The sequence below is a fragment of the Tsukamurella asaccharolytica genome (genome assembly GCF_007858435.1).
GTDB classification, from domain to species: domain Bacteria; phylum Actinomycetota; class Actinomycetes; order Mycobacteriales; family Mycobacteriaceae; genus Tsukamurella; species Tsukamurella asaccharolytica.
On sequence record NZ_VIGW01000001.1, the window covers coordinates 594,311 to 620,154 of the forward strand.

The 25,844-nt window shown below is 70.7% G+C and carries 23 protein-coding genes; 13 read left to right on the top strand and 10 right to left on the bottom strand.

What is annotated here, in order from left to right:
* The first annotated feature begins 437 nt into the window (after positions 1-437).
* The 4 genes from FK529_RS02810 to FK529_RS02825 are packed head-to-tail and all read left to right on the top strand — an operon-like array spanning position 438 to position 4,134.
* Positions 438-1,685, top strand: coding sequence for a class I SAM-dependent methyltransferase (locus tag FK529_RS02810; RefSeq protein WP_146559348.1), 1,248 nt, complete (start codon positions 438-440; stop codon positions 1,683-1,685).
* A 3-nt stretch (positions 1,686-1,688) separates the two neighbouring features.
* Entirely contained in the window at positions 1,689-2,471 is a 783-nt protein-coding gene (locus tag FK529_RS02815) for a glycosyltransferase family protein (RefSeq protein WP_146559351.1), read from the top strand.
* A complete protein-coding gene (locus FK529_RS02820) occupies positions 2,468-3,121 on the top strand; it encodes a PIG-L deacetylase family protein (RefSeq protein ID WP_146559353.1) in 654 nt (217 codons plus the stop codon). Before FK529_RS02815 ends, FK529_RS02820 begins: the two co-directional genes overlap by 4 nt.
* On the top strand, positions 3,118-4,134 hold the full coding sequence (locus tag FK529_RS02825; RefSeq protein WP_146559355.1) for an NAD-dependent epimerase/dehydratase family protein: 1,017 nt from the start codon (positions 3,118-3,120) through the stop codon (positions 4,132-4,134). Before FK529_RS02820 ends, FK529_RS02825 begins: the two co-directional genes overlap by 4 nt.
* A gap of 5 nt (positions 4,135-4,139) precedes the next feature.
* Here FK529_RS02825 and FK529_RS02830 read toward each other — a convergent pair whose 3' ends face one another.
* Entirely contained in the window at positions 4,140-4,694 is a 555-nt protein-coding gene (locus FK529_RS02830) for a dTDP-4-dehydrorhamnose 3,5-epimerase family protein (RefSeq protein ID WP_146559357.1), read from the bottom strand.
* A 14-nt stretch (positions 4,695-4,708) separates the two neighbouring features.
* On the opposite strand from FK529_RS02830, the gene FK529_RS02835 reads away from it, so the two are divergent.
* The 3 genes from FK529_RS02835 to FK529_RS02845 are packed head-to-tail and all read left to right on the top strand — an operon-like array spanning position 4,709 to position 8,237.
* Positions 4,709-5,812, top strand: coding sequence for a class I SAM-dependent methyltransferase (locus FK529_RS02835; protein WP_146559359.1), 1,104 nt, complete (start codon positions 4,709-4,711; stop codon positions 5,810-5,812).
* Positions 5,809-7,161, top strand: a complete 1,353-nt coding sequence (locus FK529_RS02840; protein WP_146559361.1) for a glutamate-1-semialdehyde 2,1-aminomutase — start codon at positions 5,809-5,811, stop codon at positions 7,159-7,161. Before FK529_RS02835 ends, FK529_RS02840 begins: the two co-directional genes overlap by 4 nt.
* Positions 7,158-8,237, top strand: a complete 1,080-nt coding sequence (locus tag FK529_RS02845; RefSeq protein WP_231702887.1) for a glycosyltransferase family 4 protein — start codon at positions 7,158-7,160, stop codon at positions 8,235-8,237. The genes FK529_RS02840 and FK529_RS02845 overlap by 4 nt, the downstream gene beginning before the upstream one ends.
* 34 nt (positions 8,238-8,271) lie before the next feature.
* Here FK529_RS02845 and FK529_RS02850 read toward each other — a convergent pair whose 3' ends face one another.
* Entirely contained in the window at positions 8,272-9,465 is a 1,194-nt protein-coding gene (locus tag FK529_RS02850; protein WP_146559363.1) for a glycoside hydrolase family 5 protein, read from the bottom strand.
* Between the two features lie 97 nt (positions 9,466-9,562).
* Here FK529_RS02850 and FK529_RS02855 point away from each other — a divergent pair, with 97 nt between their 5' ends.
* Positions 9,563-10,417, top strand: coding sequence for a WecB/TagA/CpsF family glycosyltransferase (locus FK529_RS02855; RefSeq protein WP_158635031.1), 855 nt, complete (start codon positions 9,563-9,565; stop codon positions 10,415-10,417).
* On the opposite strand, the gene FK529_RS02860 is transcribed toward FK529_RS02855, so the two are convergent.
* The 3 genes from FK529_RS02860 to FK529_RS02870 all read right to left on the bottom strand — a co-directional run bounded on the left by FK529_RS02860 (position 10,318) and on the right by FK529_RS02870 (position 14,591).
* Entirely contained in the window at positions 10,318-11,352 is a 1,035-nt protein-coding gene (locus tag FK529_RS02860) for a glycosyltransferase (protein ID WP_438947168.1), read from the bottom strand. The genes FK529_RS02855 and FK529_RS02860 overlap by 100 nt on opposite strands.
* Positions 11,353-11,360: 8 nt before the next feature.
* On the bottom strand, positions 11,361-13,343 hold the full coding sequence (locus FK529_RS02865; protein ID WP_146559553.1) for a glycosyltransferase: 1,983 nt from the start codon (positions 13,341-13,343) through the stop codon (positions 11,361-11,363).
* A 189-nt stretch (positions 13,344-13,532) separates the two neighbouring features.
* The gene (locus tag FK529_RS02870) at positions 13,533-14,591 is read right to left on the bottom strand and encodes a glycosyltransferase family 4 protein (protein ID WP_146559368.1); all 1,059 of its coding nucleotides are present in this window, start codon (positions 14,589-14,591) and stop codon (positions 13,533-13,535) included.
* Between the two features lie 149 nt (positions 14,592-14,740).
* Here FK529_RS02870 and FK529_RS02875 point away from each other — a divergent pair, with 149 nt between their 5' ends.
* From FK529_RS02875 to FK529_RS02885, 3 genes are all read left to right on the top strand, one after another.
* Positions 14,741-16,132 carry an oligosaccharide flippase family protein gene (locus FK529_RS02875; protein ID WP_231702888.1) on the top strand — a complete coding sequence of 464 codons (1,392 nt, stop codon included), beginning with the start codon at positions 14,741-14,743 and terminating at the stop codon, positions 16,130-16,132.
* 96 nt (positions 16,133-16,228) lie between these two features.
* Complete coding sequence (locus FK529_RS02880; RefSeq protein WP_146559370.1) at positions 16,229-17,272, top strand: hypothetical protein; 1,044 nt, start codon at positions 16,229-16,231, stop codon at positions 17,270-17,272.
* The gene (locus tag FK529_RS02885) at positions 17,269-18,645 is read left to right on the top strand and encodes an O-antigen ligase family protein (RefSeq protein WP_146559372.1); all 1,377 of its coding nucleotides are present in this window, start codon (positions 17,269-17,271) and stop codon (positions 18,643-18,645) included. The genes FK529_RS02880 and FK529_RS02885 overlap by 4 nt, the downstream gene beginning before the upstream one ends.
* 36 nt (positions 18,646-18,681) lie before the next feature.
* Here the strand turns inward: FK529_RS02885 and FK529_RS02890 are convergent, their stop codons facing one another.
* The 5 genes from FK529_RS02890 to FK529_RS02910 all read right to left on the bottom strand — a co-directional run bounded on the left by FK529_RS02890 (position 18,682) and on the right by FK529_RS02910 (position 22,603).
* Positions 18,682-19,593 carry a metal-dependent hydrolase gene (locus tag FK529_RS02890; RefSeq protein WP_146559374.1) on the bottom strand — a complete coding sequence of 304 codons (912 nt, stop codon included), beginning with the start codon at positions 19,591-19,593 and terminating at the stop codon, positions 18,682-18,684.
* A 99-nt stretch (positions 19,594-19,692) separates the two neighbouring features.
* Positions 19,693-20,247 (bottom strand): TetR/AcrR family transcriptional regulator, encoded by a 555-nt coding sequence (locus FK529_RS02895; protein WP_158635032.1) that lies wholly within the window; start codon positions 20,245-20,247, stop codon positions 19,693-19,695.
* A gap of 135 nt (positions 20,248-20,382) precedes the next feature.
* Complete coding sequence (locus FK529_RS02900) at positions 20,383-20,817, bottom strand: SRPBCC family protein (RefSeq protein WP_146559378.1); 435 nt, start codon at positions 20,815-20,817, stop codon at positions 20,383-20,385.
* 52 nt (positions 20,818-20,869) lie between these two features.
* Positions 20,870-21,817 (bottom strand): SDR family NAD(P)-dependent oxidoreductase, encoded by a 948-nt coding sequence (locus tag FK529_RS02905; RefSeq protein ID WP_146559380.1) that lies wholly within the window; start codon positions 21,815-21,817, stop codon positions 20,870-20,872.
* Positions 21,818-21,913: 96 nt separating this feature from the next.
* On the bottom strand, positions 21,914-22,603 hold the full coding sequence (locus FK529_RS02910; protein ID WP_146559382.1) for a fasciclin domain-containing protein: 690 nt from the start codon (positions 22,601-22,603) through the stop codon (positions 21,914-21,916).
* Between the two features lie 344 nt (positions 22,604-22,947).
* Between FK529_RS02910 and FK529_RS02915 the strand changes: the two genes are divergently transcribed.
* On the top strand, positions 22,948-24,402 hold the full coding sequence (locus FK529_RS02915; protein ID WP_146559384.1) for an aldehyde dehydrogenase family protein: 1,455 nt from the start codon (positions 22,948-22,950) through the stop codon (positions 24,400-24,402).
* Positions 24,403-24,410: 8 nt separating this feature from the next.
* Entirely contained in the window at positions 24,411-25,838 is a 1,428-nt protein-coding gene (locus FK529_RS02920; RefSeq protein ID WP_146559386.1) for an APC family permease, read from the top strand.
* Positions 25,839-25,844: the final 6 nt, after the last annotated feature.

The following is a 25,844-nucleotide window of genomic DNA, read 5'->3' on the forward strand; positions in this document are numbered from 1 at the left end:
TCCTGCTCCTCATATTTGTCCGGCGCCTGGGAATCGAATGCGACGTGCCCACCGGTAAGAATCGACAGTCAGCATATTGCAGTTGCGAATATCTAATACCGTGAGCTTCGTCTCACATGTTTGTCGTTCCCGAGGCCCCTCACCTCACGTCAGCGTGACGTGACGCCGCTCACAGCCGCCTCCGGCTGGAGGTCGAGCCTTCGCCGGAGCTACTGTTTGCACAGTTCACGGGCACGAACCTCGCGGTCCGTGCCCGATTCCCGCGCGCCGACTTCCCCGTCGTGGCGACGGCGAGGCGCAGCGGCCGCCCGTGGCGACCGTTGTCACGGTAGCTGCCTGACGTTGCAATCGCAAGATCATTGACAGTTTGCAATCAGGAAAGTTGTGAGGGTTATGCTCAATCACCGAAACGTCCGACAAGAGTTACGGAAACCATCATGCACTGCCGTCTGTGCGGCTCGTCACAGCTCCGGAGCGTGGTCGATCTCGGTGCCACCCCACCCTGTGAGATGTTTCTCACGGCCGAGGAACTGGACCGGCCCGAGCCGACGTATCCCCTGCACCTGCGGATCTGCGAGGAGTGCCTGCTGCTGCAGATCCCCGCGCTGATCCTCCCGGAGGAGACCTTCTCCGAGTACGCCTACTTCTCCTCGTTCTCGGCGAGTTGGGTCGACCACGCGCGCCGCTTCGTGGACGAGTCGATCAGCCGGCTCGAGCTCGACGGCGACAGCCTGATCGTCGAGGTGGCCAGCAACGACGGGTACCTGTTGCAGCACGCCGTCGCCGCCGGCGTCCCCTGCCTCGGCATCGAGCCCTCGATCAACGTCGGGCAGGCCGCCCGCGATCGCGGAGTCCCGACGGTGACCGCCTTCCTCGGCCCGGAGACTGCCTCGCAGGTCCGCGCTGAGCACGGCCCGGCGGATCTCGTGGTGGCCAACAACGTTTACGCGCACATCCCCGACCTCCTGGGATTCACCCGGGGCCTGCGCTACCTGCTCGCGGACGACGGCTGGCTGAGCATCGAGGTGCATCACGCGCTCGCCCTCGTCGCCGAGGGCCAGTTCGACACGATCTACCACGAGCACTTCCAGTACTACACGGTGCTCAGCGCCCAGCGGGCCCTCGCGACCGCCGGGCTCACCGTGGTCGACGTCGAACTCGTCCCCACCCACGGCGGCTCCATCCGACTCTGGGCCCGGCCCGACGGGGCCGCGCAGGCACCGTCGGACCGCGTGCGGGAGGTCTTGCTGATCGAGGAGGAGGCCGGGCTGCACGCCCTCGCCGGCTACGCCGGCATGCAGGCGCTGGCCGACCGCGCCCGGCAGGACCTGCTGCGCTTCCTGCTCGACTGCCGCGCCGCCGGCAAGCGGGTGGCCGGCTACGGCGCACCGGGTAAGGGCAATACGCTGCTCAATTACTGCGGCATCCGGCCCGACCTGCTCGAATACACGGTGGACCGCAATCCGTACAAGCACGGCCGGTTCACCCCCGGGACACGCATCCCGATCCACGCGCCCGAGCGCCTCGACGCCGACCGGCCGGACGTGGTCGTCGTGCTGCCGTGGAACCTCGAGACCGAGATCACCGAGCAACTGCGCCCCCTGATCGACCAGGGCACCGAGGTGGTCTACCCCATGCCCCGATTGCACACCGCGCGGCCGGTCGCCGCTACCACGGAGGTCTGAGCGATGAAGGTTGTCCTGTTCTGCGGCGGCTACGGCATGCGCATGCGCAACGCTGCCGACGACATGGTGCCCAAGCCCATGCAGCTCGTCGGCCCGCGGCCACTGATCTGGCACGTGATGCGCTACTACGCGCATTTCGGGCACACGGAGTTCATCCTGTGCCTGGGCTACGGCGCTCAGCACATCAAGAACTACTTCCTCAACTACCGCGAGACGGAGTCGAACGACTTCGTGATCCGCGGCGGCGAGGTGGAGCTGCTCGGCGCCGACATGCGCGACTGGACGATCAGCTTCGTCGACACGGGCCTCGAATCGGCCATCGGCGAGCGCCTCCGGCGCGCGCGGCCGCACCTCGACGGCGACGAGTACTTCCTCGCCAACTACGCCGACGTCCTCAGCGACGCCCCGATGAACAGCATCGTCGACCGGGTCAAGGAGACCGGCTCCGCCGCCTCGATGCTCCTGGTACCGCCGCAGTCGTCCTTCCACTGCGTGGACGTGAACGGCGACGACAAGGTCACCGACATCACGCCGGTCTCCGAGTTCCCGATCTGGGAGAACGGCGGCTACTTCGTGCTCACCCAGGAGGTCTTCGACCACCTGCCTCCCGGCGGCGACCTGGTGGCGGACTCGTGCACCGCGCTGGCGAAGGAGGGGAGGCTGCTGGGCTACAAGCACCGTGGCTTCTGGAAGCCCGCCGACACGTTCAAGGAGCGGGCCGAGTTGGACGCCGGCTACGCCCGCGGCGACCGCCCCTGGATGGTGTGGAAGGAACCGGTCGGATGATCGGCCTCTCCGCCGGCCGGATCTCCGAGATCGCGGTCCTCGGCGCGCACTGCGACGACATCGCGATCGGCATGGGCGGAACCCTGCTGCAGCTGGCGGAGGCCAATCCCGGCCTGCGAGTGCGGGCCTTCGTGGCCACCGGCGCGGACACCCCGCGGGAGGCCGAGGAGCGGGCGGCGCTCGCCGCCTTCGCCCCCGAGGCGGAGCTGGACATCACGGTGCTGGACCTACCCGACGGGCGGACCCCCGCGCACTGGCTGCGCGAGAAGTCCCTGGTGGCCGAGTTCCGGCGGTCGGCCTCGCCCGACATCGTCTTCGCGCCGCACCGCGGCGATGCCCACCAGGACCACCGTCAGCTCGCGGAACTCGTGCCACAGGAGTTCCGGGACCACCTGATCCTCGGCTACGAGATCCTCAAGTGGGAGGCCGACACCCCGCGGCCCACCGTCTTCAACCCGCTGTCGGCGTACGCCGCCATGACGAAGGCGCGGCTGCTCACGGAGCACTACCCCTCGCAGGTCGGCCACGACTGGTTCGACGACGAGTCCTTCCTCGGCCTGGCGCGGCTGCGCGGCATCCAGTGCCGCTCAGCGTACGCCGAGGGTTTCATGCTGGAAAAGGCGATCGTAGATCTCGGAGGCAATCGATGAAGGTCCTGCTCACAGGCAGCCAGGGATACCTCGGAACGGTGATGACGCCGGTCCTCCGCGCGGCCGGCCACGAGGTCACCGGTCTCGATTCCGGCCTCTTCGCCGACCGCGTGCTCGGGCCGGCGGTGTCCGACCCGCCCACGCTCACCACCGACCTGCGTGACGTGACGGTCGAGGAACTGCAGGGCTTCGACGCGGTGATCCACCTCGCGGCACTGTCCAACGATCCCCTGGGCTCGCTGGCACCCCAGATCACCTACGACATCAACCACGCCGCGTCGAGCCGGCTCGCGCGCCTGGCGAAGGAGGCCGGGGTCTCCCGGTTCCTGTACGCCTCGACGTGCTCCGTGTACGGCGCGGCGGGCGACGGCCTCGTCGACGAGGCGGCGCCGCTCAACCCCATCACGCCCTACGCGATCAGCAAGGTGCGGGTGGAGGACGACGCCGCGGCGCTCGCGGACGCCGACTTCACGCCCGTCTTCCTGCGCAACGCCACGGCCTTCGGCTTCTCTCCGCGCCTGCGGGCGGACATCGTGCTGAACAACCTGATGGGGTACGCCGTCCTGACGGGCGAGGTGCTGGTGCTCTCCGACGGGACGCCGTGGCGACCGCTGGTGCACGCGCAGGACATCGCGCGGGCCTTCGCGACCTGCCTGACCGCGCCGAAGGAGACGGTCTCGGCGCGCGCCTACAACATCGGCACCGAGCGCAACAACGTGACCGTCGCCGAGATCGCGCAGGCCGTGGTCGACGTGGTGCCCGGCGCCGCCGTCCGGATCACCGGGGAAGCCGGGAACGATCCGCGGTCCTACCGGGTCGACTTCTCCCGTGCCCGCGACGAACTGGGCTTCGAGGCGCAGTGGACCGTCGCGGACGGCGCGGCGGAGCTGCACCGGTCCTACACCGAGTACGGGCTCACCGAGCGCTCCTTCCACGACGACTTCACCCGGCTCGCCGTGCTCAAGCAGCTGCAGGCCGGGGGCGCCATCGACGCCTCGATGCGCCGGCCATGACCGGCTCAGCCCAGGCGGGCACGCAGATCGGCCCAGGAGCCGGCCGCGCTGTCCCGCGGCGAGACGATCGACGCGGCCAGCGGCCACTGCAGCGCCAGCTCCGGATCGGCGTGGTGCACTGCGAGATCCTCCGACGGGTCGTGCGGACGATCGATCCGGTAGCAGACGTCCGCCACCTCGGTCAGCGCCTGGAAGCCGTGCAGGAAGCCCGGCGGCACGTACAGCGTGCGGAATGCCTCGTCGTCCAGGCGGAAGGCCTGGCTCCGGCCGAAGGTGGACGAGTACGGCCGTGCGTCCACGAGCACGTCGTGCACCGCGCCGTGGGCGCAGCGCACCAGCTTCGCCTCCCCGCGGCCGGAACGGCCGTGCATGCCGCGGAGCACGCCCCGCGCCGAACGGGACTGCGAATCCTGCACGAATCGCGCTGCGGCGCCGGGCTCCCCGAGGTGATCGTCGAAGATCTCCGCGTCGAAGGTCCGGGTGAACAGGCCCCGGTCGTCCGCGTGCGGGGTGGGAACCAGCAGCAGGACGTCCGCCAGATCGGTCTGCTCGATGCGCATGGGGACATGCTGCCATGAGACACGCACGTGCGTGCCGCGGCTGCGGCTCCGTCAAGCTCACCCGGGTGCTGGACCTGGGCCGCGTCCCCGCGGCGGATCGCTTCCCGCCCTCCGAGTCCCCGGTGGACCCGGGCGAGTCCGCCCATCCGCTCGCGATGGACCTGTGCGCGGCGTGCGGCCTCGCGCAGCTCGCCGATGACGACACCATCGCGGACGAACCCCGCGGAGTAGAACCCCGTGCCCTGCGCGAGCAGGCCGCGGACGCGGTGGCCCGGGTCGCCGGCGCCGGCCTCCTGCGCGGCACGACGGTGCGCGAGTTCGGCAGCCCGCACGGCGGCACGTGGCTGCCGCTCCTCGCCGAGCGGGGATTCCACGAGGCCGACGGTCCGGCCGACGTCGTCCTCGACAGCTTCGGGATCATGCACGAACCGGACCAGCGCACGGCCTTCGCGGCGCGGGCCGCTGCCGTCGCGCCCGGCGGCGTACTGCTCCTGCAGTACCAGCCGCTGGGGGGCATCGTCGACCAGTTGCAGTGGACCGCCCTGCGGCACGGGCACTTCGGCTACTACACGCTCACCGCGTTGCTGCCTCTGCTCGCCGCGGCCGGCCTGGAACCGGTGCGCGCCTTCGAGTTCGACCTCTACGGCGGCACGGTGCTGCTCGCCGTCCGGCACCGCGGCGCGGCCGACGTGGTCCCCGGCGCGGGCGCCGCCGATCCCACGATCCGGCGGATCCTGGCCACCGAGGCGGGCGCCGGGCTCGCCACCCCCGCGGGCCTGCGGGCTCTCAGCGCGGCCCCGGGTGATCAGGCGAGGGACCTCCGGGCCTGGGCGCAGGAGCACGCGGCCGCCGGGCGCACCGTCGCCGCCTACGGCGCCGCCTCGCGGGCCGTCGCCCTGTTCGCGCTCGCCGGGCTCGACACCGGCCTCGTCTCCTGCGTGGCAGACGCGTCACCGTCGAAGCAGGGGCGCCGCATGCCCGGTACCGACATCCCGATCGTCGCGCCGGAGCGCCTCCTCGCCTTCGACGGTCCCGTCCTCCTGACCCTGCCCGACCTGTACGACGAGGTGCTCGAGGCCTGGCCCGCCCTCCGCGGAAGACTGGTGAACCAGCCATGACCGAACCCGACCTCCGCCGCTCCCGCGCGCTGCAGGACCGCCTCCACCGCCTGGTGCCCGGCGGCGCGCACACCTACGCCCGCGGCGCGGACCAGTACCCCGAGTTCATGCCCCCCGTGCTCACCCGCGGCCGCGGCGCTCGAGTCTGGGACGCGGACGGCAACGAGTACGTCGAGTACGGCATGGGGCTGCGCTCGGTCACGCTGGGCCATGCCTACCCGCCGGTGGTGGAGGCCGTGCGCGCCTGCCTCGACGACGGCCTCAGCTTCAGCCGCCCGACGACGACAGAACTCGCCGCCGCCGAGGACTTCCTCGACCTGGTGTCGACCGCCGACATGGTCAAGTTCGGCAAGAACGGCTCCGATGCCACCACCGCCGCCCTGCGCCTCGCGCGCGCCGCCACGGGCCGCGACCTGGTGGCGGTGTGCGACCAGCCCTTCTTCTCCGTGGACGACTGGTTCATCGGCACCACCGACATGGCGGCCGGGATCCCCACGGTCACCAGCGATCTCACCGTGCGCTTCGCCTACAACGACGCGGACACGCTGCGAGCCCGCTTCGCCGAGCACCCCGGGCGCATCGCCGCCGTCTTCCTCGAGGCGGCGACCGCGCTCGCCGAGCCCGCGCCCGGCTTCCTGGAGACCGTGCGCGCCCTGTGCGACGAACACGGCGCGCTGCTGATCTTCGACGAGATGATCACCGGCTTCCGCTGGTCGCCGCACGGAGCGCAGGCCGTCTACGGCGTCACGCCGGACCTCTCGTGCTGGGGCAAGGCCATGGGTAACGGCTTCCCCCTGGCCGCGCTCGCCGGGAAACGCGAGTTCATGGAGCTCGGCGGCCTCAACACCGACGCCGACCGGGTCTTCCTGCTGTCCACCACCCACGGGCCGGAATCGGTCTCGCTCACCGCGTTCCGCGCCGTGGCCCGTGCCTACCGCGACGGGGACCCCGTGGGTGCCATGGAGCGGGCCGGACGCCGCCTCGCCGACGGGGTGAACGCGGCCGCCGACGCAGCCGGAGTCGGCGACGCCGTCCGCGCGATCGGTCGGCCGTCGTGTCTGGTCTTCACCACCCGCGACGCCGACGGCGCACCCTCGCAGGCCTTCCGGACCCTGTTCCTGCAGGAGCTGCTGCGACGGAAGGTGCTCGGGCAGTCCTTCGTCATCTCCGCCGCACACACCGATGCCGACGTGGACCACACGATCGACGCGGTGTCCCAGGCGTTGGTGGTCTACCGGCGGGCGCTCGAGGCGGGCACCGTCGACGGCCTCCTGGCGGGCCGCCCGGTGGCTCCCGCCCTGCGCCGGACCGCGGCGCCGCGGCGCCTCGACGGCGGGGCGGCGTCGTGACCGCGCCCGTCCGCGTGCTCGTCGTGGGTCCCGCGCCGCCCGGTCCGACGAGCCGGGGTGGCATGGCCACCGTGGTCGGTCACATGGCGGCGCAACCGGATCCGTCGATCGACGTGCAACTCCGGACGACCTACGTCGACGGCACCGTCGGACAGCGCCTCCGGGCCGGCCTCGGCGGCATGGCACGCGGCACCCTGAGCGTGCTGCGCGGCGACGTCGACGTGGTGCACGTGCACCTCTCGCACGGCGGCAGCGTCGTGCGGAAGTCACCGGTGCTCTGGGCGGCGCGCCTGCGCGGCGTCCCCGCGGTGATCCACGGCCACAGTTTCGACTTCGGCGGCTGGGTGGCCGGGCTGCCCGCCCCCGCGCGACCGCTCGTCCGCGCCGCCCTCCCCGCGGACCGGTGGCTGGTGCTCGGGACGGGGCTCGCCGCCCAGTACGCGGCGGCCTTGCACCTCGCACCGAGCACGGTCGAAGTGCTCTACAACCCCGTGCCCGAGGTCCCGGTTCCGGCCGGTCTCGCCACGACGGGCGACGTGGTCCACGCGGTCGCGCTCGGCCGGCTCGGGGTCCGGAAGGGAAGCTACGACCTGATCGCGGCGGTCGCGCTCCTCCCGCCGGAGATTCGCGCACGGCTGCACCTGACGCTGGCGGGCGACGGCGAGGTCGATGAGGTGCGCGCCGCGGCTGCCGCGGCCGGCGTGGAGGAGTCGGTGTCGGTCCGCGGCTGGGTGGACCCGGCCGGGCGCGACGCGCTGCTCGCCACCGCGCAGGTCTTCGCCCTTCCCAGCTACGACGAGGGGCTGCCGATGGCGCTGCTGGAGGCGATGGCCTCGGGGCTGGCGCCGCTGACGACGCCCGTCGGCGCGATTCCCGAGGCGATCACGGACGGCGCGGACGGGCTCCTGGTGCCACCCGGCGACGTTCCCGCGCTCAGCGCCGCGCTCGCCCGGCTGGTCGACGACCGGGACCTGCGCGAGCGCATCGCCGCCGGCGCCCGGCGCCGCGCGCGGGACTTCGCCATCGAGCCCTGGCACGCGCGCCTGGCCGCATTGTGGAGGGAGCTCGCGGGCTGAGCTCCTTGGGCACGCGGCCGCGGCGGGCCGCGGGTCAGCCCCGGGAGAGGTGCTCGGGCTTCTCGATGACCGCGGCCTGGGACTGCGCCTGCGACAGACCCGCCGCCGGGAACCACACGTCGGGACCGGGGGCGTCGTACGCCCACAGGGGGCTGTGGAACGCGGACGACGTCCCGAAGTAGGTGACGGCCATGCCGTACCTGTTGGCGAGCGCGTACCACCGGTCGCCCAGGCGATTCCACTGCTCCGCGCTCTCCGCGGATTGGCCCGGCCCGTACCAGCCGACCTCGCCGACGGAGCATTCCACCCCGCTGCGGACGCACCAGTCGCCGAAGGTCCGCAGCCTGCCGAGGAAGCCCCGCTCGTACCCGAGGTCCACCCACGACCGCCCCGCATCCCGGACGTAACCGTCGTCGAGCTTGGCCGGATCGAAGACCTCGCCCTCGCCACTGTTGCGGACCGGGTACATGTGCTGGGAGTAGACGATCCGGCGCAGGGGATCCTCGACCCAACCGCCGGTCGGATCCGTGTACGCGAAGTCCGAGAACCTCGAGCAGCACAGCGACTCCACCCACACCACCGTGCGATCGCCGGCGGCTCGTAGGGTGCGCACGACCTCATTGACGTGGCGCTGGTACACCGCGTAGCCGGGCTTGTCCGGGGACTGCAGGTCGGCCCGGGTGGGGTGGCTGAACCGGGTCGGCTCGTTGAACAGGTCGTAGGCGACCACGGCGGGTTCATCGCGGAAGCCCTCGGAGATCCGGCGCCACACCTGGTTGGTCTGCTCGACGGTGAGTCCGGCACCGCACACCAGCGGCTCCGTCTGCGCCCTCGGCGCGCGCCACTCGCAACCGTTGTGCAGCCCGAGTACGACGCTCATGCCCGCCGCCTTGATCTTGCCGACCTCCGCCCGGATCGCGGACCAGTACGCCGGATGGAAGCTCTCGTCGCCCGAGCCGAGGCCCGGTTGGAGGAAGCTCCAGTCCACGGGCAGCCTGATCAGCCTGTGCCCCCGTTGCCGGAGTCGTTCGTACGACGACGGGGGCTCGCCCGTTCGGGTGTCGTCGGGGTGGTCGTAGATCGTGACCGCCTGCGTGAGCAACGTGGCCACGTTGATGCCGCGCATCCACGATCTCGTCGGCTCCGGTGGCCGGACGACCGCGATCGAGGTGAGGGCGAGAGCGACGACGAGCAGTGCGATCAGCGCTCCGCGCCGGATCGAAGTCATTGCACCCCCGCAGCGGTCATCGACGGTCCACGGCGCAGCCGGGACTCAGCGACTCGCAGCCTACTGCAATTGCAACAATTGCCGGTATCCTGGACCCGTGCTGCACGACGTCCACATCCTCGGGGTCCGATTCGACGATCTCTCCTTCGACACCGCGGTGGCCCGCCTGCGGGACGCCGCGCGCGGGAACCAGCCGCGCACTGTCGTCTTCCCGAACGCCGCGACGCTCAACCTGGCCTCCGAATCCCCGTCCTACCGGGAGGTGCTGAACGCGTCGACGTTCGTCTTCGGGGACGGCACGGGAGTGCGCTGGGGGGCGCGGATGCGCGGGGTGCGGCTCCGCGCGAATCTCAACGGCACCGACGTCGTCCCCGATCTTCTGGAGGCGACGCCCGGACTTCGGGTGTATCTGCTCGGCTCCACCGAGGAGGTGAACGCGGCTGCCGCCAGCGCCGTCGCGCAACGCTTCCCCGTCGAGGTCGTGGGCCGTCACCACGGCTTCTTCGACCATGACGACTGCCCGGACGTCCTGGCCGCCATCGCGGCCGCATCCCCCGACGTGCTCCTCGTAGGCTTCGGCAATCCCCTGCAGGAGGAGTGGATCGCGCGCCATCGCACCGCCCTGTCGGTACCGCTCACCGCGGCAGTGGGCGGGCTGTTCGGATTCTGGGCCGGAACCCGCACCCGCGCACCGGGCATCGCCCGCCGCATGGGCGTGGAGTGGGTGGACATCCTGCTGCGCGAGCCGCACAAGGCACGACGGTACCTCCTGGGCAATCCCGCCTTCCTGGTCCGGTCGATTCGCGCCCGCTCCGCCGAACTGCGCTCCGACCGCCCGGCACGGGCGCGCCGTCAGGTCCGGCCGGCGTCCCGGCCCGATCGGCGCACGACCCGCCGCAGCTCGGCTCCGAGCGCGGCCGCCGACGCGGGGGCCGCGTACCCGCGGTCGTAGTGGCGGCGGGCAGCGGCGCCCCGGCGTTCCGCGGCGGCGGGCTCGGCCAGCGCGTCGAATGCCCGGGCCAGACCCACGACGTCGTCGACGCCGATCGGCTCCTCACCGGGGGGCTGGAACTCGGGGAGCGCTCCTTCGGGGGAGACGATCGGCGTCACCCCCAACTGCATCGCCAGCACCTGGACTCCGCTCTGCGTCGCGCGGCGGTAGTGCACCACCGAACCCTTCGCGCGGGCCATCGGCTCCAGCACGTCCGCGTACGAGTACCGTCCCCGGTGCCACCGCACCGCCGGGAACCGGCCGGGTGGGAGCTCACCGTCGCCGATCAGGACGAGTTCGTCGCCGCGCCAGCCCGGACCGGCGACGTGCTTCTCCCAGGCCGCGAGTGTCACCGCCAGATTCTTGTACTCCTCGAGCCGTCCGACGGCCACGAAGTCCCGCCGGTCCGCGGCGGGCACCGCCGCCGGCACGAGCCGCTCCTCGAGGTCGCTCGTCAGCGGCGCCACCGCCGTGGCTCCGACCCGGCTGCCGACGTACTCGCTGAAGCCGACCGTCGCGGCCGCGTTCCGCCCCCATCGCCCGAACAGCGCCCGCTCCCAGGCGGGGAAGACCTCGGCGGCGCCGTGCGGGCGGTCGTCGTGGATGAGGTTCACCCGGGGCGCGCCACCCGCCAGCAGCATCCACCGGGGATCCCGCACCAGCTCGGTGACGACCACGTCGGCCGCGTAGGCCCGCGCCGCGCGGAGGGCGCGCGCGAAACCGGGCCAGGTCGACGCGGTACGCGGGCGAGCGTCGAGCACCCACTCGTAGGGCCGCACGCCGTCGGACTCCGGATGTTGATCGGTGGTCACCAGCACTACGTCCCAGCCCGCGTCGATGAGCTGCTCGCAGTACACCCGGGCGAGCGGTCGCATCCACGGCGAGAGCCAGAGCACCTTGCCCGTCATGGCAGGACGCCGGCGAAGGCCGCCTCGTAGGCGTCGGCCATGGCCTCGACGGAGTAGTTCGCCCGCATCCGCTCGAAACCGCGGTCGCCCAGGGCGGGCCACACCTGCGGGTCCGCGAACATGTCCGTCAGGGCCGTGCGCCAGCCGTCGACGGTGACGTCCTCGACGAGGCGTCCCGCCTGACCGTGGGCGAGGATCTCCGGGATCGCGCCGACGGCGGAGGCGATCACCGGCAATCGCCGGGCCATCGCCTCGAGGATCACGAGGGGGAAGGCCTCGTCCCGGCTCGGCACGCAGAGCAGGTCGGCGTCGGCGAGGGCCGCCTCGGGCCCGGGCGCCCACCCGCGCCAGTGCACGCGGTCCCGGACGGCGTCCGGCGTCATGGCCTCGAGCCGCTCCCGATCGGGACCGTCGCCGTAGATGGAGAGCTCCCAGTCGGGATCGGGGACGCCGGCGAGCGCGGCCGCGAGGAGGTGCGGGTTCTTGAACTCGACGGCGCGGGCGAGCATCACGAGGCGTCGCGGGCGGCCGAGCGGCGGCCGCGGCGGCACGTCGCCCCGGGAGGCCACGCGGTCGATGCCGTTGGGCGCGGTGAAGACGGGTGCGTCCAGGTCCTGGAACTGCGGGCCGACGTCCCAGTGGCCGTCCGCGAGGCCGATGAAGCCGTCGGCGCGGCGCATCGCCCGGGCGAGGGGTGCGGAGAAGGTCGGCTCTTCCGCGTCGAACCACGAGTGCGCCGCGACCAACCACCTGCGGTCACGACCACCGGCACGCCACAGCGTGGCGAATCCGGTCTCGGTGTTCGTGGTCGCGCTGATGAGGATCTGCGGGCCCGCGACGGGATCGAGCACCGGCGCGAACCAGGGCTGCCGGACGACGCGCACCGAGTGCGGGACCTCGGCGACCATCGGCCCCAGCCGCTGCATGCAGGCGATGGTGACGGGGTAGCCGCGCCGGTCGAGTTCGCCCGCCAGCAGCACGTGCTGGCGCTCGGCGCCCCCGTAGACCAGGCGATTCGTGGTGATGACGATCGCCGGACGATCCGTGGGCCGCGCCGCGCGGGCGTGCGCACGGCGGGTGGACCGCTGCAGCCGGTCGAGGATCGACGTTCCCGCGAGGTACAGGTCCCCGCCGGCCGCCCGGCCGTTGTGCTCGAGGTTGAGCGCGATGTTGGCGCGCAGCAGGTCTCCCGAACGTCGGCTGGCCCGCGCGTCGTCGGCGACGGTGCCGCCGCTGGTGTGGGTGATCCCCTCCTCGTCGGTGAGGACCAGCCGCCAGCCCGCGCGCCGAGCCCGTTCCTGCCAGTCCGCCTCCTCCCCGTAGAGGAAGAACTCCTCGTCGAACGGTCCGACCGCGTCCCAGGCATCGCGCTGTATCGCCAGGCATGCGCCGGTCAGGTAGCCCTCGACGGCGGTCGGGGCTTCCGCGTACAGGTCCGAGAGCGGAGTGCGGCGCAACCGCGGCGCGTATCCGGCGTAGGAGACCAGGGCGCGGATCGGGCCGCGGCGGCGATGCGCGACGTCCCAGTCCCGCTCGTGCGAGCCCTGAAGTGCAGGATCGTGAACTCTCGGCGCCGCTGCGGCGACCCCCGGGGTGCGCAGCGCGGACCGCGTGACCGCCAGGTCACCACGTACCACCGCGTCGGGATTGAGGAGCAGTAGATCGGCATCCGGCGCCTTCGCGGCAAGGCGGTTCACCGCCGCTGCGAAACCCGCGTTGACGCCGTCGCCGTACCAGGCGACGTCAGGGAACTCCGCCCGCACCTCCGCCATTCCCGGCCAGTCGATTCCCGAATTGTCCCAGATCAACGTCCGTGTATCGGAAAGGTGCTCCGCCACGGAAACGAGACACGCCCGCAGGTCTTCCGGATTGCGATACGCAACGATGAGCACCGCGAGTGGGTGCATGCGCGACGCGAGGGGCGGCGGGGCGGCGCGGAGGCCGCCGGGGAGGTAGGCACGGTCGAGCTCGCTCGGCACGAACTTCTCCTCTGTCGTCTGGGCTGTCAGCTTCGACATACTATACGTAACGGCAGAGTGGCACGATTCGACATTGCACAGCGGAATCGGCCGCGGCACGACGATGAAGGGATGGACCGTGACGACGATGATCGGCCCCCGGCGGCGCAGCGGAGGAGGGCTCGACGGGCCGCGCCGGTCCGGGGCGCGTCACATCGCCGTCAGCATCCCGGCAAGGTGCGCGGCCATGGCGTCGCTCCTGAATCGTTCCCGCGCGCGGGACGCGGCGGCACGGCCCATGGCGACTCGCGCCCCATCGTCGACGAGCAATTGGGAGATGGCCGCGGCCATCGCGTCGGGGTCCTCCGGCGGCACGAGCAGGCCGGTCACGCCGTGCTCCACGTAGTCGTCCACTCCCGGATTGTTCGTGACCACGACCGGGCGGCCACTGGCCATCGCCTCCAGCACGACCGTCAGCCCGGATCCGGTGACTGTACGATGAAGTGCAATCGCAACCAGGTCCGCTCGGGCGTAAAGATCACGGATCCGTCCGTCCAATCGTTCGGCGTGCACCGTGACCAGGCCCTCCGGGGCTTCGAAGGGCAGTCCGGACGCCAGTTCGAGGTGAGCCCCGGGCCGCGTGGCACGAACCCGCTGCATCGCGCGGATCAACGTCGCGTGGTCGCGGAAGCGGTCCTCACCGGCGCTCACGACGAGGCCCGTGGTTTCCGGAACAGGTTGCTCGACATAGAATTCGGTATCGATTCCCAGGGGGATGAAGTGCATACGGGAAGCGGCCAGTCCCCACTCCCGCTGGAGCACCGGGAGCACGGCCGAGCACTGCGCCCACACCGCGGCGGCGCGCGGCAAAGCCCGCGCGGCCAGCTCGCGGTGCACGCGGCTGGACCCCGCCCGAGTGGTCAACCAGCCGATTCCCGCGGCGACCGGCGTCCGCCCCGTCAGCAACGCGGGGACGCCGGTGCGTTCGTCGTAGGAGAGGATCGCGTCGCCCCCACGCGCACCGGCACCGAGGGCCCGCTCGATGAACTCGTAGCCGCCGGTGCGGTGGCGCACCGACTGCGCGACGCGCTGCTCGATCCTCCCCCGAACGCCGCCGGCGGGCTGCGCCGAGGCGAATTCGACGCGCACGCCGTGATTCTCGAGGCGATGGAGTCCGTACGGTGAGCGATCGGGAACCTCGCCCGCCGCATACCGGCGCGCCCACGCCGGAGCCGTCAATCCCCCGGCAAGAGGCACCGTCACCCGCACCGAATCACCCCTTCGAACCGACGGCTCCCTCATCCCCGGGGACCCACGCCCCGGCACCGTCCGAGGATGAGGGTATCGAGTCCCAGACGGATGTTCACCGCGGGCGCGCGACACCGGCACGGATCGCCAAGGCGTTCAGCTTGCAACTGGTGGCCCGCGTGGTCGGTCTCGTCGCCTCGCTCGCGACGATGGCGATCACCACGAACCACCTCGGCCTGGACTCCTACGGACACCTGACCGCGGCGATCGTCTTCATCGGCCTGTGGACCAGCCTCACCGAGCTCGGTATCGGCGCCGTCATCGTGCGCCGCGTCACCTCCGGCACGGGGGACCTGCGGCACCTCATCCGCGTCAACGTCGGTTTGTCGCTCGCGTACTGCGTGCCGCTGTCGGGGGCGGCGGTGGTGACCGGATGGCTCATCTACCGGGACACCGCCGAGGTCCCGGTGATGATCGCGATCATCGCCGGGAGTCTCGCGCTGACCACGCTGGCCTCGTGTTTCCAACCTCTGTTCATGACGAACGTGCGGTTCGGCGCGGTCGCGGCGTCCGACGTCGCCGGTCGCGCGCTCTCGCTGATCGGCACCATCGTGCTGGTGCGGATCGACGCCGACGTAGTGTGGTTCGCGGCCGTGCAGCTGATCCCGCCGCTGGTGATGCTGCTGATTCAGGGGGTCGTGGCGCACCGCGCGGTGGGCGTCCGCCCGGTCTTCTCCGCCAGGGAGAGCTGGGACCTGGTCCGTGAAAGCCTCCCCCAGACCGGCGTCCTCATCGTGGCGGCACTGTACTGGCGCGCCGACGCCTTCCTGCTCAGCGTGCTCAGCACCCCCGCGCAGACCGGCGCCTACGGGCTGGCCTACCAGATCACCTCCAACGCCACTGTGATCTCCGCCGTCTTCCTGGCCTCATCGCTATCCACGATGACAAACCTGTTCGCCACGGATCGGGCGCGGTTCGCCCGGTTCGTCCAACGCAGTGCGGAGATCCTGATCTTCGTGGGCGCGCCCGTCGCGGTGGTGGGTCTCGTGCTCTCTCCCAGTCTGATCGGGCTGCTCGCGACCCAGGAGTTCGTCGCCGTGGGCGGCCCGACCCTCGCGCTCCTGTTCATCGCCCTCGCCATCACCTTCATCACCGCGGTCCTGAGTCAGGCCCTCTTCGCCGCGCACGACCAGGTCTTCCTCCTGCGCCTGAACGTGCTGAACCTGATCGGCAACATCGTCCTGAATGTGATCCTGATCCCGCAGTTCGGCGCGGTCGGGGCGGCCTCGGCCCTGATCGTGAGCGAGGTCATCGGGATGGTCGTCGCCGGCTGGCGCCTGCGGACACGCGCGCCCTTCCAGCCCCCGTGGGGCTACCTGCTGCGCCTGTCCGTTCCGCTCGCCGTCGCCGCCGGCGTCGCGATCGTCCTCCGTCACGAATTCGTGCTGATCCCCCTCGTCGCGTCCGCCGTCGCGTACGTGACCACCAGCGCGCTCGTCGGCCCGATCCGATTGCGCGCCCTGATGGGCGCGGCACGCGGCGGCGGTGCCGACGAGGTGTGAGGCGAACCACCCCCGCGATGTGCACTTTTGTGAATCCGCGTAGTAGAGTCAACGCTCGTACGATGCAATTGCAACTGCGCTAGGGGATACTCCGCAATGAACGTCGCCGGCTTCCTGCGCTGGGTGCTGACCAAACCCCTGATCATCGTTCTGGTGATCGCCGCCGGGCTCGCCGGCGGCGCGATCGGGTGGAAGTCGACCACGTCCCACTTCGAGAGCACCGCCGCGGTCCTCGTGATTCCCCCCGGCGCCGGCAGCACCAACGCCAAGGACAACCCCTTCACCGACCTCGACTACGGCTCGGCCCAGATCGCGCAGGTGCTCACCGTCGTCGCGCAGGGCCCCCGTGGCCGCGCAGCACTCGCGGCGGCAGGCGCATCGCCCGACGTCGTCATGGTCGCCTCGGTGGGTGAGGGCAACCCGAAGCAGATCTCCCCGCTCATCACCTACACCGTGTCCGCGCCCCAGCCTCAACAGGCCGAGGCCGGCGCGAAGGCGCTCATCGACTTCTGGCGCGCCGAGTTCCGGCGGATGCAGGTCGATGCGGGCGTCGTCGGCAACACCTTCGCCGACCTGCGCGTCCCCGTCGCGCCCACCCCCGGCACCGAGGTGGGCGGCAACGCGATGCGGGCGGCCCTGGGGCTCGCGATGGGCGCCGCCCTCGCGATGCTGGCGCTGTGCCTCGTCGCCGCAGCCGCGATGGAGGCACTCAAGCGGCGGCGCAGCACGGCCGCCGCCAGCACCCCGGCCGCCGATGCACCGACGGAGCAGTTCCCCGTCGTCGCCGCGGCTCCGGCGGCGGAGTCGCCCGCGCTGTCAGGGGTCGTCCCGGCGGCGGAGGACGCACCGTCGCGCACGGTGCCCGCAGCGATCCCGATCCGGCCCCCCGGCGATGCGGCCCGGCGCGCCATGACCCGGTGGCGCGACCGCGTCGAGGAGGTCCCGGAGGCCGACGAGATCCCCCTGCCCGAACTCGACGAAACCGCTCCCCCGGCGCCGGGCGCCACGACCAGCGAGGTCGCGGATCAGCCGGCCACGGGTGCGCCGGGAACCGCCGCCGACGCGCCGCCGGGCGGGACGGCGCGGGCCGACGAGACCGCGGACGACCTCGAGCTCCCGCGGGCGCAGAGCGCGCGATGACGCTCGTCACCGACCGCGGTGCGCTGTCGGCGACGGAGACCCGGCAGGCGGTGCGGAACACCGAAGGAACGCAGGACAGGCCGCCCGACCTCGCGTTCGCACTCTTCGTCGGCACCGCCTGCTTCTTCCTCCTCGGGATGCAGCAGACCTTCACCGTGCCCGGGACGTTCGGGCTGAGCGTGGGGCAGGCGATGTTCGCCGCCGCCGGCATCACGTGGGTGTGCTTGAACATCACGGGGTTCTCGGGCCCGATCCGCGAGCGCATCACCCTCGTCACGGTGCTGCTGTACGTGACCACCTCGTTCCTGTCCTTCGGTGCCAGCATGATGCGCGGCGTGCCGCACGTCGCCCAGATCGCGCTCGACCGCTACGTGCTGGGCGACCTGTACATCCTCGGCACCGTGCTGTTCCTGCTCACCGTGATCCGATCCGTGGGTGGCCTCCGCATCGTGCTCGGCGGGCTCGTTCTCGGCGCGACCCTGTCCGCCTGGTTCGGCCTGGTCAAGGTGGGGACCGGCATCGACCTCGCGGTCTATTTCACGCTGCCCGGACTCAACTTCAGCGATTACCAGATCGTCACGAATCTCATGCGCGAGGGTGTGGCCCGTCCCCAGGGGAGTGCCGGCCATCCCCTCGAGCTCAGCGCCGTGCTCACGGTCATCACACCGCTGGCGCTCGCGCTGGCCTTCGACGCCCGCGCACGACAGACCGCGACCTTCTGGATCTGGATCAGCTGTGCGGCGATCCTCGCGGGCGGGGCGCTGGTGACGCTGTCCCGGTCCGCGGTCGTCGGCACGGTGGCAGCCCTCATCGTCATGTGCTGGCGCTGGCCGATCACCCGCGTCGCCGTCGGATTGGTGGCCGGCGGGGCCGCGTTCGGCCTGGGCCTGCTGTTCCAGATGAAATTCGTCTCGTCGATGGTCACGGTGTTCGCCGGGGCCCTCGGTGACGACTCGCTCCATTCCCGCCAGCGCGGAATCGACTACGCGCGGGAGAACTTCTGGGAGCATCCCTGGCTCGGGCAGGGCGTCGGCGCGTACCCGGCGCTCAAGCAGCCCGTGCTCGACAACCAGTACATCTCCCGCCTCATGGAGGCGGGCGTCATCGGGCTCGCGACGTTCGTCGCCGCGCTGGTCATCGCCCTCGTGTTGGCGTGCCGCGCGTCGGCGGCGAAGGATCAGGCCATCGCGGAGCTCGGCGGAGGGATCGCGGGCTGCATCGCCGCGATGCTGGTCATCTCCCTGATCCTCGATACTGCCGGCTTCATCCAGATCTGGTACTTGACCTGGCTCTTCGTGGCACTCGCGGGCGTCGTGTACAGCTTGCGCCGGGAATCCGAGGCCTCCACTCCCGCGCCGGTGACCACGCGATAGCTCGTCACACGGCGGCGGGTCGGAGCCCGGGAGCGGTCAGGCCTCCGCGGCGCGGGCCGCGGGCGACGTGGCGAGGTACGCGACGGCCTGCGCGGTGGAGCCGATCGACGCCGGGTCGAAGTTCGGCTTGAAGTAGATGAGCGTGAACTTGATGACGGAGCGGATCTTCGGCAGCAGGTTCTTATGCGAGGCCTTGAGGTACTCCCACCACAGTCGCGGATAGGAGTAGCTGAAGTTCGGGTTCGTGCGGAGCATGTAGCCGGTTGTGCGGTGCAGGGTCAGCCCGAGGAAGAAGACGATCGTCAGCATCGCCCGCACGCGGTGCAGGTAGCTGGGGTCGAAGTACGTCGCCACGTCGTGCGCGACGGACCGGTGCTCGACCTCCTCGGCGCCGTGCCAACGGCAGATGTCCGCCATCACGGGGTTCACGTCGTAGTCGTCCCACGCGTTGTTGAGCGCGAAGACGCCGAGGATCGCGGTGTAGTGCTCGATGCCGGCGATCAGCCAGAGTCGCTGCACCATGTCGTTGTACCGGGCACGGTCCGACCGGTAGCGACGCGGCGCGAGGATCTTGCGGAAGATGTACTCGGCCTGCCGCGCGAGCGGAGCAGTGTCGATGCCGCAGCGCTCCAGGTACTCGGCGAGGGCCCGGTCGTGCGATTCGGCGTGCATCGCCTCCTGCCCGATGAAGCCGCGCATGGTGCGGGCGAGGTCCTCGTCCTTCACGTACGGGAGAGCCTCGACGTACACCTCGCAGAACCAGCGCTCGCCCTCGGGGAGGATGGCGTGCAGGACGCTACTGACGATGTCGCTGGCTACAGGCTCGCCCGGGATCCACTCCAACGGAACGGCGTCCCAGTCGAACTCGACGTTGCGGGCGTGGATCTCCACGCCGACGGGTTCCGCGGCGCAGACCTCGGTCTCGGCCTTGCTGCTGAGGGACACCATGCTCGACTCCAGCCCTGGTCGGATCCATTCGTACAGTGGTGTAGGAACTGATTCCGAAGTCTGGTACGCCTCGGATGATATGTCAAGCAAAGGTTCCTATCACTGCGCCTCCGCGTGGGAGTGCACCCGGTTCAGACGTCCGGCCAGGTAGCTCTCCATCGTCGCCGTGCACGAGGCGGACGGCCGCGGGGCCGAACGGGGCCGGGGCGCGGACGAGCGGAGCACCGCCTCGCCGATCACGATGCTCCAGATCCCGCGGACCGTCGCGGCGGCCTCCTCGCCGTCGAGCCCGAGGTCGCGGACGCCGTCGGTCAGGTCCGACAGATGGTTCCGCGTGAACTCCTCGAACCCGATGTAGCCGTCCAGGATGCCGGCGAGCGCCCAGGGCTGCGCCTCGAGGAACCGCACCACCGCCTCCGACGCCTGAACGACGCGCTCGCACGGATCCTCCGGCAGTCGATCGCGCCGGTAGTCGGCGACACCGTCGTGCCTACTGAACAGGTAGCCGAGCAGCTCGCTCTTCGACGCGAAGTAGTAGTAGATCCCCATGGGGCTCGTACCCAGCCGGTCGGCGAGCCGGCGCATCGACAGCCCGGCGTATCCCTCCTCCGCCATGATCTCGGTCGCCGTCGCGACGATCTTGTCCCTGCTCATCCGGGGTGGTCTGCCTTGGCGGATCGTCGTATCCATACGGTGCGGCGCCTCCTGTCGGGAATACCTGCTCTCCTCTATTCGAAGCCGAGGTCGCCGCGGATGGGACGGGCCCTTCGATCGGCTCCCCCGCGGGCCTCAGCCGAGCGCGTCCAAGTGCGCCGAGAGCCCCTTGGCCCCGTCGGTGAACAGCTTGTTCACGGCGAGGGTGAAGACGGGCTCGAGGAAGCGGAACGCGCCGTGGAAGGTGAACTCCACCGCGTAGGTGACGGCGCTCCCCGCCCCCTCGGGGGCGATGGTGATGGTGTCGACCGCGGTCAACGAGCTCTTGTGCCCGCGGAGCCGGATCAGCGAGGTGGGCTCGAGATCGGTGAGTTCGTAGTCGAGGTCGGTGCGGGCGCCGGCGAACCTGCTCGTCACCCGGTAGACCGAGCCCACCCCGCCGTCGCCGGCGAGGCGCGTGACCGCGATCGCATTGGGATCCCACTGCTGCGCGTGGGTGAAGTCGGCCAGGTACGCGAAGACGGCGTCCGCGGGTGCCGAGGTGTGCACGGTCTGCTGCTTGGTGATCATGAGCTGTCCTTCCAGAGGTGTGCGAGACGGATCGGGTCGAGCGAGGCGCGGATCAGGGGGTGATGCCGGCGAAGGAGCACACCTGGCGCCACACGGCGCGGCGATCGTCGTCGCTGAACTCGGTGCGGCGCAGGTAGTGCTCGGGTCGCTCGGCACGGTCATGCCAGAATCTGCCGTTGCTCGGCTTCGGCTTCGTCGCCGCCAGCCACACCGCCGTATCCGCGCCCTGGTCGGCGTTCCGCAGCAGAGCGCCCGCCAGTTTCGTGAAGCCGGGCAGCGAGTCGGCGATACCGGGGGTGGACACCCACCCGGGGTGCATCCCCGCCACGGTCACCTCCGCCGACTCCCACCGCCGCGCCAGGAGGGGCACCATCGCCACTTGGACGCGCTTGCTCCGTGCGTACGCGGTGGCTGCCTTGTACTCACCGGTGCGGTAGTCGAGATCGTCGACGGGGAGCTCCGCGGTGTACATACCGCCCGACGACATGAAGATCACGCGGGCGTCGGCACTGGCGGCCAACTGCGGCAGGAGCAGGTCGGTCAGGAGCACCGGCCCCAGCACGTGCGTCGCGAGCGACAGTTCGTGGCCGTTGCCGGCGGCCGTCCACTCCGGCGGCATCACACCGGCGTTGTGCACGATCACGTCCACGCCGTGCGGCGCGAGGCGGGCGGCCAGGCCGGGGAGCCCCTCGAGGTCGGAGACGTCACCGAGCTCGACGAGGACGGTGGCGTCCGGATGGCGACGGAGGATCCCGCCCCGCACCTCGGTGGCGCGCGCACTGTCGCGCCCGACGATGACGACCGTCGCACCCAGGGCCACGACCTGCTCGGCGATGGCGGCTCCGATGCCCGACGTGGCGCCGGTGACGACGACGGTGCGCCCGGCCAGCGATTCGGGACGCGGATCGCCACCGTCCCACCGCATCCTTCGCAGTGCGAAGCCGATGTTCGAGTAGCCGAACGCGATCGACCGATCCAGCGCCGAATCCAACAGACTCATTCTCGAGGCCCTTCTCTCTTCTCACTCGGGTCTACCGCAGGGCCGGGGCGGCCGCGGATGCGGCCGCCCCGGCGTCCAACGCTCGTAGGCGCTGATCTAGTTGGGCATCAAGACGGTGTCGATGAGGTAGACCGTCGCGTTCGCGGTCTTGACGCCGCCACACACCACCGTCGCGTCGCCGACCTTCACGGTGGACTGCGGAGTGCCGGTCACGGTGACCTCGCCGCCCTCGACGGTCTTGTGCGTGCCCGCCACCTGCTCAGGAGCAAGCTGACCCGGAACGACGTGGTACGTCAGGATCTTCGTCAGCAGCGCATCGTCGACCTTGAGCTTCTCGATGGTCTCCGCCGGGATCTTGGCGAACGCCGCGTCCGTGGGCGCGAACACCGTGAACTGCCCGCCGTTGAGAGTGTCGACCAGGTTCACCTTGGGATTGAGCTTGCCCGAGATCGCCGAGGTGAGGGTGGTCAACAGCGGATTGTTCGAGGCCGCAGTCGCCACCGGAGCTGCTCCCATCCCTGCGACCGAACCGGGGCCGGAGGGGTTCTGCGCGGCGTAGTCCGCGCAGCCGGCGCCGAACAGCGCCGAGGCACCCGCCGCAGGCGCGCTCGTCATCGGGCTGGACATCGCGCCCGACATGGGCTGGGTCGACGTCGCGGACGTCATGCCGGTCGTGGCCGAAGCGCTATCGCCGCTGCTGTCGCTGCTACACCCGGCGACGAGACCGACGACCAGACCCGCCGCTGCGATCGCTGCCGAACCCCTACGGAACTTCGTGTCAATCATTTCAACTCCCTCGTCGAATTACCTAGACACGAAGTATTCGACGCAGAAGTCGATCCGGATGGGATCGGACGAAACGGACTGCCGTGATCCCTCGGCCGGAGCAGGTCATCTGACGACCTGGGGCACGAGTCAACCTGGTCAGATCAGGTGGTGAGCTGCGGATCGGGATTGATGAAGATTCACGAGTAAAGGTTCCCGCAGCAGACGGTAGGCAACACCCAAGTACCGCGGCACGCTCCGCGAAGTTAACTTGGTCACACTGGCGATGCGAGCCGGCGCCAGCATCCACGGCCAGGCTCACCGATCATCGCCACCGCCCCGACCATCATCCGCTAGGAGTCCTCGTGATCGACGTCTCGAACCTTCCCACTGACCTTCTCGTCGGGGGCGAGTGGCGACCGGCACAGGACCGGTTCAGCACCCCCAATCCGGCGACCGGCGAGGAGCTCATCACGCTGTCGGCGGCGTCGACATCCGACGTCGACGACGCCGTGGACGCCGCGACCGCCGCCTTCCAGGGCGACTGGGGCGCCACCGCCCCTTCGCAGCGAGGGATACTGCTCCACCGACTGGCCGATCTGGTCGAGCGCGACAGCGAGCAGCTCGCGAGGCTCGAGTCGCTGGACATGGGTCGTCCCCTCGGCATGAGCTCAGCACTCATGCTTCCGAATTTCATTGCAACACTGCGTTACTACGCAGGGTGGGCCGACAAGATCAACGGTGAGGCGATCGCCACAGACGGATACCTCGGCGCAGCCGTGCCACAGCACGCCTATACCCGCCGCGAGGCGATGGGAGTGATCGCGGCGATCGTGCCGTGGAACGCTCCACTGATGATCCTGGGGTGGAAACTGGCCCCGGCGTTGGCCTGTGGCAACGCCATCATCATCAAGCCCGCCGAGGACGCCTCGCTCTCCATCCTGCGACTCGGCGAACTGATCACGGAGGCCGGCTTCCCACCCGGCACCGTCAACGTGCTCCCCGGCATCGGGAAGGTGGCCGGTGAGGCGCTCGCACTGCACCCCGGCATCGCGAAGATCTCGTTCACCGGATCCACCGCCGTCGGCCGCACGATCCTGCAGAACTCCGCGACCAACTTCAAGCGCACTGCGCTCGAGCTCGGCGGAAAGGCTCCGCAGATCGTCTTCGGTGACGCCGATCTCGACGCCGCGATCGAAGGTTGCGCCATGGGCATGTTCTTCAACCAGGGGCAGGTATGCGCCGCCGGCACCCGGATCCTCGCGCATCGCTCGGTGTACGACGCGGTGCTCGACGGCCTCTCAGGTGCGGCCCGCGGGCAGGTGCTCGGCGACCCCTTCGACCCCGAATCCACCATGGGGCCGCTGGTCAACGCCGCGCAGCGCGACAAGGTGATCGGCCTGGTCCAGCAGGGCCGGGCCGAGGGCGCCGACGTGGTGGCCGGCGGCACGGCCCCGGACCGCCCTGGATTCTACGTCGAGCCCACCGTACTGGCCGGCACCAACGACATGGTGGTCGCTCGCGAGGAGATCTTCGGACCGGTAGGCCTGGTCACGCCGTTCGACTCCGACGACGACGCCGTGTCGCTGGCCAACGACAACCAGTACGGCCTGTCTGCCACGGTCTGGACCACCGACCTGTCTCGCGCGCACCGCATCGCGGCCCGCGTGCACGCCGGCGCGATCGGGGTCAACGGCTGGTCGCCGCTGGCGCCGCAGCTGCCCTGGGGCGGCGTCAAGGCCAGCGGCGTCGGCCGCGAGCTGGGGTACGAGGGAATCCTCTCGTACACCGAACCCAAGACCGTCACCGTAGTTCTGTAGGTGTGCAGATGACGGAGGAGGGCCGGTTCGGCAAGGGAACCCGCACCACAGAGCCCACCGGGGGATCCACCGCACTACGCGGCTCCATCGGAGTCGGCGGGATCGTCTTCCTGGTGATCGCCGGGGCCGCGCCGTTGACCGCGGTGGCCGGCTCGCTCCCGGTGATGATCGCCACGGGGAACGGGGCGGGCGCCCCGCTCGCGTACATCTGCGCCGCCGTGGTCCTGCTGGTGTTCAGCGTCGGCTACGCCACCATGAGCGGTGCGGTCACCGACGCCGGCGCCTTCTACGCCTACGTCACCAAGGGGCTGGGGCGCGACCCGGGGCTCGGCGCCGCAGGGGTGGCGCTACTGGCCTACACCACCATCCAGGCGGCGATCTACGGCCTCGCGGCGAGCACGCTGCGCGACGTGGTGGCGAAGTTCGGCGGGCCTGACCTGCCCTGGTGGTTGTGGGCGTTCGTGCTGATGGCGCTGGTCGGCGTGCTCGGCTATCGCAGCATCGACCTGGGGGTCAAGGTCCTCGGCGTGCTGTTGGCCGCCGAGATCGCCCTGATCGTGGCGCTCTCGGCCGCCGTGCTGTTCCGGGGTGGAGCGCACGGCGTGGACACGGTCTCGTTCACGCCCTCGGCCTTCTTCTCCGGATCTCCCGGGATCGCTCTGATGTTCGCCATCGGCTCGTTCGTCGGCTTCGAGGCCACCGCCCTCTACGGCGAGGAGTCGCGTGACCCGCGGCGCACCGTCCCGAGGGCCACCTACGTCTCAGTGATCACAGTCGGCGTCCTGTACGCGCTGGCCAGCTGGGCCGTGGTCCTCGCCTTCGGCAGCGACCGGGTGGCCGACACGGCACGCCAGGACGCAGCCGGCCTCACCATCACCGCGGCCACCCGCTTCCTCGGCCCGGTGGCCGCGGACGTGATGCTTGTGATGCTGGTGACCAGCCTCTTCGCGGCACTTCTTGCCTTTCACAATGCCATCGTCCGCTATCTGTTCGCGCTGTCGCGGTCCGGGCACGCCCCTGCGGCCCTGGCGACCGTGCATCCGCGGCACAGCTCGCCACACGTCGGCTCATTGGTCCAGACCGCAGGGGCGGCGGTGTTGGTGGGGGCGTTCGCCCTCGCCGGCAGCGACCCGGTGCTCCAGCTGTTCACCTGGATGGCCGGAGTGTCCATCGTGTCGATCCTGCTGCTGATGGTGCTGACGTCGGTGGCGATCATCGTCTACTTCCGCCGCGACGGCTCCGATACCCGGCTCTGGCAGACCCGCATCGCCCCGGTGCTGGGTACTCTCGGCCTGCTCGGCATCACAGCCCTGGTGATCAGCAACTTCACCACCCTGATCGATGGCTCGCCCACACTGGCGGGAATCCTCCTCACCCTGATCGCGACCACCTTCCTGGCGGCAATCGCGTACGGACGCCTCACCTCAGATCGTTAGGACAAC